Origin of the sequence: Burkholderia sp. Ap-955 (genome assembly GCF_011753045.1) — a bacterium.
GTDB classification, from domain to species: Bacteria; Pseudomonadota; Gammaproteobacteria; order Burkholderiales; family Burkholderiaceae; genus Burkholderia; species Burkholderia lata_D.
Map to the genome: position 1 here is coordinate 14592 of NZ_VWWH01000001.1, position 11978 is coordinate 26569.

At 69.6% G+C, this 11978-nt stretch carries 11 protein-coding genes; 4 read left to right on the forward strand and 7 right to left on the reverse strand.

Annotated features, from left to right (window positions below; translation table 11 throughout):
- Positions 1 to 239: 239 nt before the first annotated feature.
- Entirely contained in the window at positions 240 to 1157 is a 918-nt protein-coding gene (locus F3J15_RS00080; protein ID WP_166886232.1) for a metal-dependent hydrolase, read from the reverse strand.
- A 586-nt stretch (positions 1158 to 1743) separates the two neighbouring features.
- Here F3J15_RS00080 and F3J15_RS00085 point away from each other — a divergent pair.
- Together F3J15_RS00085 and F3J15_RS00090 are read left to right on the forward strand one after the other, a co-directional pair.
- On the forward strand, positions 1744 to 2085 hold the full coding sequence (locus F3J15_RS00085) for an FKBP-type peptidyl-prolyl cis-trans isomerase (RefSeq protein ID WP_006479474.1): 342 nt from the start codon (positions 1744 to 1746) through the stop codon (positions 2083 to 2085).
- A gap of 35 nt (positions 2086 to 2120) precedes the next feature.
- A complete protein-coding gene (locus tag F3J15_RS00090; protein ID WP_166886233.1) occupies positions 2121 to 2894 on the forward strand; it encodes an AraC family transcriptional regulator in 774 nt (257 codons plus the stop codon).
- A gap of 60 nt (positions 2895 to 2954) precedes the next feature.
- Here F3J15_RS00090 and F3J15_RS00095 read toward each other — a convergent pair whose 3' ends face one another.
- A complete protein-coding gene (locus F3J15_RS00095) occupies positions 2955 to 3398 on the reverse strand; it encodes a GNAT family N-acetyltransferase (RefSeq protein WP_069251055.1) in 444 nt (147 codons plus the stop codon).
- Positions 3399 to 3540: 142 nt separating this feature from the next.
- Here F3J15_RS00095 and F3J15_RS00100 point away from each other — a divergent pair, with 142 nt between their 5' ends.
- The gene (locus F3J15_RS00100; protein WP_166886236.1) at positions 3541 to 4974 is read left to right on the forward strand and encodes an MFS transporter; all 1434 of its coding nucleotides are present in this window, start codon (positions 3541 to 3543) and stop codon (positions 4972 to 4974) included.
- 27 nt (positions 4975 to 5001) lie between these two features.
- Here F3J15_RS00100 and F3J15_RS00105 read toward each other — a convergent pair whose 3' ends face one another.
- Positions 5002 to 5454 (reverse strand): helix-turn-helix domain-containing protein, encoded by a 453-nt coding sequence (locus tag F3J15_RS00105; protein WP_205190629.1) that lies wholly within the window; start codon positions 5452 to 5454, stop codon positions 5002 to 5004.
- A 154-nt stretch (positions 5455 to 5608) separates the two neighbouring features.
- Here F3J15_RS00105 and F3J15_RS00110 point away from each other — a divergent pair, with 154 nt between their 5' ends.
- Positions 5609 to 6844 carry an MFS transporter gene (locus F3J15_RS00110; RefSeq protein ID WP_166886239.1) on the forward strand — a complete coding sequence of 412 codons (1236 nt, stop codon included), beginning with the start codon at positions 5609 to 5611 and terminating at the stop codon, positions 6842 to 6844.
- A 131-nt stretch (positions 6845 to 6975) separates the two neighbouring features.
- On the opposite strand, the gene F3J15_RS00115 is transcribed toward F3J15_RS00110, so the two are convergent.
- Genes F3J15_RS00115 through F3J15_RS00130 form a run of 4 tightly spaced genes read right to left on the reverse strand, consistent with a single transcriptional unit; the run spans position 6976 to position 11948 of the window.
- Positions 6976 to 8142, reverse strand: a complete 1167-nt coding sequence (locus F3J15_RS00115) for a glycosyltransferase family 4 protein (protein WP_069252877.1) — start codon at positions 8140 to 8142, stop codon at positions 6976 to 6978.
- Positions 8142 to 9326 (reverse strand): glycosyltransferase family 4 protein, encoded by a 1185-nt coding sequence (locus tag F3J15_RS00120; RefSeq protein ID WP_166886242.1) that lies wholly within the window; start codon positions 9324 to 9326, stop codon positions 8142 to 8144. The genes F3J15_RS00115 and F3J15_RS00120 overlap by 1 nt, the downstream gene beginning before the upstream one ends.
- A complete protein-coding gene (locus F3J15_RS00125) occupies positions 9323 to 10789 on the reverse strand; it encodes a glucose-6-phosphate isomerase (RefSeq protein ID WP_069251049.1) in 1467 nt (488 codons plus the stop codon). Before F3J15_RS00125 ends, F3J15_RS00120 begins: the two co-directional genes overlap by 4 nt.
- Before the next feature lie 10 nt (positions 10790 to 10799).
- Positions 10800 to 11948, reverse strand: a complete 1149-nt coding sequence (locus F3J15_RS00130) for a glycosyltransferase family 4 protein (RefSeq protein WP_166886245.1) — start codon at positions 11946 to 11948, stop codon at positions 10800 to 10802.
- Positions 11949 to 11978: the final 30 nt, after the last annotated feature.

Here is an 11978-nt window from a genome sequence, read left to right on the forward strand (position 1 = left end):
CTGAACGGGCGGCTGCGCGGCGCGCAAAGCCGCGCCGGTGCTGGCGCATGGCGTTCCCGGGCGATGCCGCGCACGCCGGATCGCCTCGCCCATGCATGCGTGCACAACCGGTCGACGGGACCGCAGGGCGCCCGTGCTGCCGGTTCGAATTGATTTCAGTCAATCGTCAGAGGTGGGCGGCTGATGCACGAACGCAACAGGTGCGGCCCGATGCCGCGCATGCCGGCGCAGCGGCGGTCTCAGCGGCCCGACGCGAGCGGCGCCGGCGCGTTGGCGCGGCCACGGCCGGCCGGTGTGCCGCCCTGTTCGCCGTAGGCGGCGGCGAGCGCATCGACCCGCGCCAGATGGTGGCGATTGTCGTGATCCCACGGATGGAAGCCCGGCCGGAAGAAGCTCAGCCATTCGCCGGCGATGCGCGGGAACAGCCCCCGGCGCGGCCCGTACAGGAACGCGATCATCCGCAGCATGCCGCGCACGTGATGGCCGGCGCCGCGATCGCGCCACAGCAGCGTCGCGTGCATCAGGAATACGGTCGGCCAGAACGTCAGCGTCGTCAGCAGATACACGCCGATGCGGATCACGTAACGGCGCAGCCCCGGTTCCATCGCGGCGTTCCATACGTCGAACGACACGGCCTTGTGCTCGGTTTCCTCGAGCGCGTGCCAGATCCACATCTGGCGGTAGCCCTCGACCGAGCCGTCGAGGCGCGTCGGGTCGCGCAGCAGCCAGTCGGCGAGCATCGCCGTGTAGTGCTCCGCCGCGACCGTATGCGCGAGCTGCACCGAATGCGGCAGCTTGCGCTTCATGTAGCCGAGCACCGTCCAGACGCGCTTGTCGAGCTTGCGCGCGGGCAGGTGGTTCGCCTGCATCAGCTCGTTGTACTCGATGTGCTCGCGCGTGTGCATCGCCTCCTGGCCGATGAAGCCGAGCACCTGCTGCTTCAGCACGGGATCGTCGATCCGGTCGCGGTAGTTGCGCACCGAATCCATGAAGAAGCGCTCGCCCGCCGGGAACAGCAGCGACAGCGCGTTGAAGAAATGGGTCACGTGCGACCCGAGGCCATGCCAGTCCTTCGCGCGTTCGACCGGCAGGTCGAAGCGCAGGTCGCGGCGCACCGGCATGATCCCGGCTGCGGTGGCGGAAGCGGCTGACTTCATGTTCATCGTTCTCCTGGTTCCGGAGCGGCCCGGCGCGTCGTCCGACGCAGCCGGCGCGGGCCCGGGCGGCGCGGCGCGGCGCGCACCGCCAAAATCTTGACATCGACAGCTGTAAAGATAGGCCGCCCGTGGCGGCGCACGCAAGCCGCACGGTAGATGCGCGCTTCCAAACAGGGCACGGTCGAAAAGGCGGAAAAAGCGGCGCTCGAACAGCGTCCGGACGGGGCGGGATTCGAACGCGCGCTGTCGCTCGCGAGCGATACGCGCTGCGTCGTGCCGTATCGCGCAGACGGCCTGAAAGCCTCGTGCGGCGGGCGTTTCACGGAAATCGGCGGCGCCACGCGGTACGCTGCGGCGCGCGCCGGTGGCACCGATTCATACACCCGTCGCACTCGCGCGGTGCAACCGCGGTCGCGGGGCGTGCGAGAAATTCAAACGCGCGTTCCATTTGCGTGTCGGACGACCGCGGCCACGGCGGCCTGCCGCCGCCCGCGACACACGTGCGAGCGGCCGACAGCCACGAGCGGCGGCCCGTTGCGCGCTCGCCTACAATAACGGTTTTACCCATCCTTTTTCAGGAGAAGTCATGTCTGTCATCACGACCGAATCGGGCCTCAAGTACGAAGACCTGACCGAAGGCACCGGCGCGGAAGCGCAAGCCGGCAAGACCGTCAGCGTCCACTACACGGGCTGGCTGACCGATGGTCAGAAATTCGATTCGAGCAAGGATCGCAACGACCCGTTCGCATTCGTGCTCGGCGGCGGCATGGTCATCAAGGGCTGGGACGAAGGCGTGCAGGGCATGAAGGTCGGCGGCGTGCGTCGCCTGACGATCCCGCCGCAACTCGGCTACGGCCCGCGCGGCGCAGGCGGCGTGATTCCGCCGAATGCCACGCTCGTGTTCGAAGTCGAACTGCTCGACGTCTGATACCGCACGCGAGCCGCCGGCCGACGCCCTGCCCCATGGCCCACCTTTCGTCCCCCACCATCGCACTGCAACGCTACGACACGCTCGAAGCATCGGACGTGCACGACTTTCACCAGATCGTGCTCGGCATCGACGGTGCGATGGTGATGGCGGTGGACGGCGTCAGCCGGCGGCTCGACCGGCACGGCGCGTGGCTGGTTCCGGCCGGCGCGCGCCACGATTACGCGGGCCTCGGCGAGAACCGCCAGCTCGTGCTCAATCTTCCCCTCGCGTCACTCGCTGTGCCGCAGCGGCTGTTCGACAGCGCGCGCGCCGTGGCGATCGATCCGGCACTGACGTCGCTGGTCGCGCAGATCGCGGCCGCCGCCACGCAACTCGAAGCCCCCGCCGACGACGCGCGGCACGCGGCCGCGCACCGTTTCCAGTGGCAGGCCGCCGCGCGGCTGTGTGGCGCGCTGCTCGACGAACGCGCCATCGCCGCGCCCGCCTCGGGCCTCGATTTCGCGCGCATCGACCGCTGGCTGCGCGCACGGCTCGAGGAGCCGCTGCGCATCGCCGATCTCGCCGCGCACTGCGGCTACGGGATGCGCCGCTTTCATCAACTGTTCGTCGACGCATTTGGCGAAACGCCGCATCGCTACCTGCAGCGGCTGCGGCTCGACGCAGCGGTCGTGCTGCTCGCCGACGGCCGGCATTCGCTCGTCGACATCGCGGGCAGCGTCGGCTTCGCGGATCAAAGCACGTTCACGCATGCGTTCACGAAGCGCTTCGGCGTGGCGCCGGGACGCTGGCGCGGTGAGCGGCACTGAACGCCACGCGTCGCCGGCTTTTTCGCGACAGCAGCTACGCCGCGCGCTCGCGCGGTGGCATTACGGCCGGACGAGCTTCGACAACCGTTGTCCGTCCCGCACGAAGCCGTGCCGCGCGTAAAAGCGGTGCGCATCGAGCCGAAGGTCGCCGCTCGTCACCTCCAGTTTCACGCACCCCGTCGACTCGAACCAGATGTGCGCCGCCGCGATCAGCGCGCCGCCGACACCCTGCCCGCGACAGCCTTCGTCGACGACCAGACTGGTGATGCGCCCGAGATTGCCGTGCGCGTGAAATAGCGCGAGTGCATGCAGGCTGATGCAGCCCACCACGCTGCCCGCGACCGTCGCGACCAGGATGCGGTCGACCGCGCTCGGCAGCAGGGTTGCCAGCTTGTCGCGGATCATCGCGGGGGTCGCATCGTAGCCAAGCTGGTGCATCAATCTTGCGATGTCGGCGTGATCGGCGATCTGCGCGTCGCGCGTCATCAGGTTCGAGGAAGTCATCCGGACGGGCCTGTCGAAAGTCGATGTGTGCGGTGGCAGGCATGAGCCGCCGCCGTGCCATGTTAGTCGCCGCGCACGGGCACGTATCGACGCTTCACGTTCCGCTGAAACATTGCATGTCCGTCGCGCCTACGATGGACGCATGGATACGACCCCACCGCCCCTCGCTTTCCCGCCCGCACTCGCGCGCGTCGTCGCCACCGTCAGCGTCGGCTTCGTCGTGACGCAGCTCGACGTGACGATCGTCAACATCGCGCTCGCGCATCTTGCCGGCGACCTGCACCTGCCGGTCGCCGGCCTGCAATGGGTCGTCGATGCGTACACGCTCGCGTTCGCGGTGCTGATGCTGTCGGGTGGCGCGCTCGGCGACCGCTTCGGCGCACGCCGCCTGTATATCGCGGGCCTGCTGTTGTTCGCGCTCGCGTCGCTCGCGTGCGGCGCCGCCGTCGCGCCCGCCATGCTGATCGCGGCCCGCGCGCTGCAAGGTGTCGGCGCCGCGGCGATGCTGCCCAATTCGCTCGCGCTGCTCAACGACGCGTGCCGGCACGATCCGCGCCTGCGGGCCCGCGCGGTCAGCGGGTGGACGGCGGCCGGGTCGATCTCGATCGCGGCCGGCCCGGTCGTCGGCGGGCTGCTGATCGCCGCGTGGGGCTGGCGCGGGATCTTCCTCGTGAACCTGCCGCTGTGTGCGGCCGGACTCGCCGCGACGCTCGCATGGGTGCCTGCGCGCCGCGAGCAGGCCGCGCCGGCCCGCTCACCCGGTTCGCTCGATCTGCGCGGCCAGTTCATCGCAATCGCGATGCTGACCGCGCTGACCGGCGCCGTGATTGAATGGCGGCCGCTCGGCTTCACGCATCCGGTCGTGGCCGGCGGCTTCGTGCTGGCGGCGCTGGCCGCGCTCGCGTTCGTCGCGGTCGAGTCGCGCACGGCCACGCCGATGCTGCCGCTGGCGCTGTTCCGCCGCCCTACGTTCAGCGCGGCCGTGCTGTTCGGGATCTGCGTGAACCTCACGTACTACGGCACCGTGTTCGTGCTCGCGCTGTACCTGCAACGCGCACGCGGCGAGTCGGCGTTGCAGGCCGGGCTCGCGTTCCTGCCGCTCACGGGCGGCTTCCTGCTGTCGAATCTCGCGAGCGGACGCGCCGTCGCCCGCCACGGCCCGCGCGTGCCGATGGTAGCCGGCGCGCTCGTCGCCGCGCTCGGCTACGGGTCGCTGCATTTCATCGACGCATCGACGCCGCTCGGCGTCCTGCTCGTGCCGTTCCTGCTGATTCCGGCCGGCATGGGCTTCGCGGTGCCCGCGATGACGACGGCCGTGCTCGCATCGGTCGCACCCGAGCGGGCCGGCATCGCGTCGGCCGTGCTGAATACCGCGCGGCAGGCCGGCGGCGCGATGGGCGTGGCTGCATTCGGCGCGCTCGCCGGCGGTGGCGGCGCGGAGCAGGTCGTGGACGGGTTGCGGATCGAAACGGCCGTGTCGGTCGCGCTGCTCATCACCGCCGCGCTGCTCGCGACGCGGGTGCGGCCCGATGCGCATCGCGGCGCGTCGTCCGCGCGTCAGGTCGTCAGGTCGTGACGACGGCCGATTGAACAACGGGCGCGGTCACGCGTCGCCGACCTTCCTCACGACCGTCTCGGCCGCCTTCAAAGGCCGGCCGTCGTCATGCCGCAGCACGAGCTTGCGGACCGCGCGCCCCGTGCCGCGGTCGACCAGCACCGAATGCGGCTCGCCGCGCGCGAAGAGGTTCGCCTCGCCCCACTGCCGCAACATCACGATCACCGGAAACAGCCCTTCGCCCTTTTTGGTGAGCGCGTATTCCTGATACGCGGTGCCGTCGGATGCCGGCACGACGTCGAACACGCCGGCGTCCACCAGCATCTTCAGCCGGTCGGACAGGATGTTGCTCGCGACACCGAGGCTCGCGCGGAAATCGCCGAACCGGCGCACGCCGTCGAACGCATCGCGCACGATCAGCAACGCCCAGCGATCACCGACGATATCGGTCGCCCGCGCCACCGGGCACGGCGAATCCGCAAGACTTTTCTGCCTAGCCATGTTCCTCTCCGCAATCTTGCCGGCCGCCTCCGCGGCAACGCCGGCCATCCATGCGCGGACCTCTCGCCCGCCGCCCAACAGGTTGCATTTTAAAACTACTTTTCCTACACTCCACACCAGTTTCAATTTGCAACTACTTTGCACGAGGGAACCCATGGAGTCTTCCTGTCAATCCGGCACCGTTGCATCGAACGTGCCGACACATGCCGCGCATCCGGCCGACGGCGGCCGCCTGTCCGCGGCGCGCGTCGCGTTGCTGGCCGTCTGCTGCGCGGCCAGCGTCGCGAACGTCTACTACGCGCAGCCGCTGCTCGATTCGATCGCGCGCGATTTCGGCTTGTCGCAGGCGGCCGTCGGCGGTGTCATCACCGCGACGCAGCTCGGCTGCGCGCTCGCACTGCTGTTCGTCGTGCCGCTCGGCGACCTGCTGAACCGCAAGCGCCTGATCACCGTGCAGCTCCTGCTGCTGACGGCGGCCTGCATCGGGGTCGCCGCCTCGTCGACGCGCGTCGCGCTGCTGGCGGGGATGATCGCGGTCGGGCTGCTCGGCACCGCGATGACGCAAGGGCTGATCGCATGCTCGGCCGCGCTCGCGGGTGCCGGCGAACGCGGGCGCGTGGTGGGCGCCGCGCAGGGCGGCGTCGTGGTCGGGTTGCTGGCCGCGCGCTCGCTGGCGGGCGTCGTCACCGACATCGCGGGCTGGCGGGCCGTCTATCTGGTGTCGGGCGCGCTCGCGATCGCGATGCTCGTCGTGCTGTCGCGGCTATTGCCGGACGAGAACGGCCCGCGCGAGCGCATCGGCTACGCGGCGCTGCTGCGATCGATGGTGTCGCTGCTGCGCGATGAACGCGTGCTGCGCGTGCGCGGCGCGATCGCGCTGCTGATGTTCGCGGCCTTCAGCATCTTCTGGAGCGCACTGGTGCTGCCGCTGAGCGCGCCGCCGCACGCGATGTCGCATACGCAGATCGGCGCGTTCGGCCTCGTCGGCGCACTGGGCGCGGCGGCGGCCGCCCGCGCGGGGCGGCTCGCGGATCGCGGGCGCGGCGAAGCAACGACTGGCGCCGCGCTCGCGCTGCTCGCGTGCTCGTGGCTGCCGCTCGCGTTCGGCGATACGTCGATTGCTTGGCTGATCGTCGGCATCGTGCTGCTCGATGTCGGCGGGCAGGCCGTCCACGTCGTCAACCAGAGCATGATTCTCGGCGCGCGGCCCGATGCGCATGCGCGCCTCGTCGGCTGCTACATGCTGTTCTATTCAGCCGGCAGCGGACTCGGCGCGATTGCGTCGACGATGATGTATGCGCGCGCCGGATGGACGGGCGTCTGCGTGCTCGGCGCGGTCGTGAGCGTGGCGGCGCTCGGCGTCTGGGGCGCGACGCTCAGGCGCGCGTGACGCGTGCCGGCACCGCGTATCGGATGGGAAAGGCCGGCCAGCCCTTCGCGGGCGGCCGGCTTGCGAACCGGCCACGAACGCGCGCCGGTGAGGCTTTCGGTTCGGCACGCAGGTAGCGTGCCGCGGCGCACTCAACCTGCCGCCTGGATCGCCTCTTCGTACACGCCGGCCACACGCCGCGCGATCACCGCGTTGTCGAAATGGTCACGTGCATAGCGCTTGCACGCGGCCTCGTCGGGCAGCGTGATCGCGCCCGACAACGCGGCGCCGAGCCCTTCCGCGATCGCATCCGCGCCCGTGGACGGCAGCACGAGATCGTCGGACAGCCCGGCCACCGCCTCCGGCAGCCCGCCCACTGGCGTGACCAGCACGGGCGTGCCGGACGCGAGCGATTCGACGGTGATCAGCCCGAAGCCTTCGAGCGCGACCGTCGGCACGACGCTGACCGTCGCCGCGCGGTACAGCGCCGCCAGATGGTTGTCGGGCACGAAGCCGAGCAGCTTCACGTTGTCCTGCAACCCGGCCGCATCGATGCGCTGCTGCAGTTCCTCGCCGATCTTGCCCTTGCCGGCGATCAGCAGCAGCACGTCCGGGTGACGGTGCTTGAGGAGGCCGATCGCGTCGATCAGGTCCTCCAGCCCCATGCGTCGCACGAGCCGGCGCACGGCCAGGACGATCGGCCGGTCCTGCGGCAGTTGCAGCTTGTGCCGCGCCTCGGCCGGCGTGAGCGGCGTGTCGAACTGCGCGGTATCGACGCAGCCGGGAATCACGCGCACGCGCGACGGATCGATCCCGTAGCGGTTCGTCAGGATCTGGCCGAACGCCTGCGACAGCACGATCAGCCGCGACGAGCGCGTATAGACGGCCTGTTCGAGATAGCGCTTCGCGCGCTGGCCGAGCGACGCGGCGCCCTCGACCTGGCTTTCGTCGGCCCACGGCCCCTGGAAATGCGACACCTGCGGAATCCCGCGCGTGACGTCGAGGCCCGGGAACGTGTACAGCGCGAAGTGCGACGAGATCACGTCCGGCCGCTCGCTGCGGATCTCCTCGCGCAGCGCGCGCCGCGCGGCGAGCATCCGGCGCGCAAGCGATTCCGTTGCGGGGCCGAAGCCCTGGATCGCACCATCCGTGTCGTCGGCGACTTTCGGCGAGCCGGCGACGAGCCCGCGCACCTCGACGCCCGCGCCCGGCAGCGCGCCGACGAGCGAGTAGTACATCCGGTCGAGGCCGCCCGCGCGCTCGGGGAACCAGTGCATGCCGATCTGCAACGATTTGATCGGCCGGGAAGATTGGGACATCACGTTTGCTCCTGCGTGACTGCATGCTCGGCCCGCTCGAATGCGGACGGCTGCGTGGGTTGGCCGATGCGCCGGTAAAGCGCGACATACTGGGCGCCCATGTGCGCCCAGCCGAAACGGGACATCAGTTCGCGGGCCGCTTCGCCCATCGCGCGACAGGTGTCGCGCGACGCCGCGAGCGAGCCGATCGCCTGCGCGAGCGCCGCCGGATCGTCCGGATCCTCCAGCACGATCCCGCATTCGCGCGTGATGATTTCCGCGCCGCCCGCCGTGCGCGCGGTGACGACCGGCAGCCCGGCCGCCATCGCCTCGAGCAGCGACAGGCTCATCGCTTCGTAGCGCGACGGGAACACGTACGCGTCGACCGAGCGCATCAGCGTCGGCATGTTCTTAACCAGGCCGAGGAAATGCACGCGCGAATCGATGCCGAGCGCGCGCGCCTCCTCCGGATACGGGCTGCCGGGCAGATAGCCGGCCACCGCCAGGTGCACGTTCGCCGGCAGCTTCGTCAGCGCCTTCAGCACGGTGCCGAGGTTCTTGCGCGGCGTGCGCAGGTCGCCGACGAACAGCAGCAGGAACGCATCGTCCGGCAGCTTGAACGCCGCGCGGTCGGCCTGCGCACCCGCGAACGCGCCGGCGTCGACACCGTTGTAGATCACGCTGATCTTGCGGCTGTCGATGCCGAGCCCGGCGATCTCGTCGGCCACCTTCTGCGACACGGCCGTGATCGCGCGCGAACGCCGGTACGCCCAGCGCTCGAGCGTGGTGTTCACGCGCGTATAGACGTACTGGTAGGCCGACCACAGCCCCTTCGTCGGCCCGAACGGGTAGTACGGACTCTTGAACCAGCCGCCGTGCACGAAGTGCGCGGTATTCACGTCGGCCTTGATCCACGAAATGAAGCCGTTCACGTGCAGCACGTCGTACTCGCTGCGGTGCGCGCGCAGCCAGGCCGCGCTCTTCAGCGCGAACACCTGCTGTTTGACGAGGTTCGACGGCCAGAAGCCGCCGACCTTCACGGGCACCCAGCGCACGCGCGGGTCGGCCAGCAGCTCGGGCGCGACATGCGACGCGACGAGCGTGACCTCGTAGTTCTCGGCCAGCGCCGCGCGCGCGATTTCGTAATTGACGCGGCCTTGCCCGTCGTTATGTCGCACGACGTGCGTGACGATCGCGATTCTCAATGGTCGCCTCCCCGTAAACGCGCGGCGGCCAGCAGGCGTTGTGCCTTTTGCCAGTGCGCCGCGGAAAGAATCGAAAAAATGGCTGTGAACATCAGCAGGCCGCCCGTGCCGATCAGCGAGTTCGTGAACACGAGCATCGCGAAGGTCGACAGGCACAGGCTCAGGCACGCGCCGACGAACTTGTCCTTGCGCAGCTTGAACGCCGCGCGCAGCGTGCGGGCGAACAGCATCACGACGCCCGAGAGGTACAGCAGCGTGCCGGGCCAGCCGAGCACGAACGGCACGTTCATCACGCCGCTGTCGAAGCTGCCGTACTTGCCGAGCTCGCCGCTGTCGCTCGACAGCTTCGTGGATGCACCCGTCGCGCCCATCCCTTCGCCGGCGACGTCGGTGAACGCCGTCTGCGCGAAGGTGGCGTAGAACTTGTTGCGGTCGTCGTAGCTGCGGTCGTCCTTCAGGTTCGTGATCGACTGCAGACGCGCGCCGAGACGGTCGGCCACCGGCCCGACGGTCAGCAGCGGCACGCACAGGCCGACCAGCACGACGCCGCTGATCAGGATCCGCATCCGCACGCGGTTGTTCGACTGCGCGAGCTGGATCGCGAGCGCGATCACCCAGCCGCCCCACGTCGAACGCACGAGACACAGCGCGAACGACACGAAGCCGGCCGCCCCGGCGAACCAGCGGATCTTCTGCGGCGCGGCGAACACGAACACCAGCGCGCCCATGATCGCGAACGCGAACGGCCCCGACGAGTTCATCGTGCTGAACACGCGCACGCCGTACGGCACCGGCTCGCCCTGCGAGCCCATGTCGGAGCCGATCATCCACAGCACGTCCCACTGCGGCATCACGAAATACTGCACGACGCCGTACAGGCCCATCACGAGCATGCCCCACATGAACGTGGACAGCAGCACGTCGCGGTACTCGGGGTAGTCGCGCGCGTTGACCATGATGTGAAAGCCGATCAGCACCGGGTACACCCAGTTCGCGAGGTCGTAGGTCGCGGCCATCACGCCGCTCGACACGATCCCGACGAGGTAGGCGTACGCGAGCCCGAACAGCATCAGCAGGATCGGAATCCCGCGCCGCTGCGCGAGCACGCGGTAATGCCGGATCAGCCCGAGGCCGGCGATCATCGTCACCGCGAGCGGCGCGACCTGGATCAGGCTCGTCGGCGTGAACGCGCCCTTCGACCAGTCGGCGAGACGCCGCACTTCCGGGCTCAGGAACCACACCCACCACATGAAGCCGACGTAGCGCGCCGGACTCTTGAAATACAGCCAGAGGCCGACCGCGATGGCCAGCACCGGAAACGCGAGCGTCAGCACCTTGCCCTGGTGAATGGCGATCAGCGCGGCCGTGAACGTCCACAGCCCGGCCTGCCCGACCCAGTGCTTCGGTTCGGGAAGCCAGTTGCGTTTGCGCGACGGTGCGCGTTCGGCGGCAATCGTACTCATCGATCCGCTCTCACCGCGACGACGGGCGCGAATCCGCGAGCGGCATCGCCACGCCCGCGGCGGCCGGCGTGCGGCGCCGGCGCAGCATGTCGCGCGTGATCCGCACGTGCTGCTCGGCGAACGCCTGCGTGGTCAGGTCGCGGTCGCGCAGGCACGCGGCGGCGGCCTGCGCGCAGGCGAGCGCCGCGACCGGATCGGCCACGAAGCGATCGGCGGCCTGGCGCATCGCCTGCGCGTCGAACGCCGGCACATAGGCGGCCGTATCGTGCGGGAAGTAGTCGCTGAGCCCGCCGACGTCGGACACGATCATCGGCTTACCGACGGCGGCCGCCTCGAGCATCACCGTGATGCCCGACGCATGGAAGTTCGGCCGCAGCGGCACGACGATCACGTCGGCCCACGCGTACAGCTCGTGCTGCTTCGCGAGCCCCGACGCCGAGCCGATCTTCACGTTCGGCGCATGCCACTCGCGCGGCACGCGGCGGCGCGTCGCGAGCCGCACGTCGTAGCGCTCGTCGCCGCCGAACGCGGCGAGGAACGTGCGCCAGTCGCGGTCGCGGTCGTTGCCGATCGCCGCGATCCGCAGCGGCCGGTTAGGTTGCCATTGCCGCGGCTCGGTGATCGGGAAGTCCTGCGTGTTCAGCCCGTAGTAGACGAACTCGGCGTCGCGGCCGAGATAGCGACGGCACAGGTCGGCGTTGTCGCGGGCCAGCGTGGTCAGCGCGTCGGCGCGCGCGATCAGCTTGCGGTACAGCCAGCGGCGCGGGCCGCCGAAGCTGCCCCACTTGTCGAACAGCCATACGCTCTGCGCGAGCAGCAGCGGGCGCTTGCCCTGCGCGCCGGCGAGCTTCAGGATCAGCGCGGCCGCAAGATGCTCCTGCTCCGTGTGCGTCCAGATCACGTCGGTGTTCAGCAGCGCGGCGCGATTGCGCCACGCATGCACGACGTCGAAGCCGAGCGCCGTCTTCAGCGCGCGGCGCGCGAGGCTGGCAACGCGGTTCTCGCCGCCGTCCTGCGAATAGGTCAGCCGGAATTCGTCGGATTCGGCATGGTGATAGCCGTACAGGCAGCCGATGTTCTCGCCTTTCCGGTAGGTACGCGGATCGGCGCCGTAAAACAGGTGAACGTGGACGTTCGTTGCAGCTTTCGTTGCAGTCATGCGAGCCCTCCGTGGGTGGCCGCGCGCGAG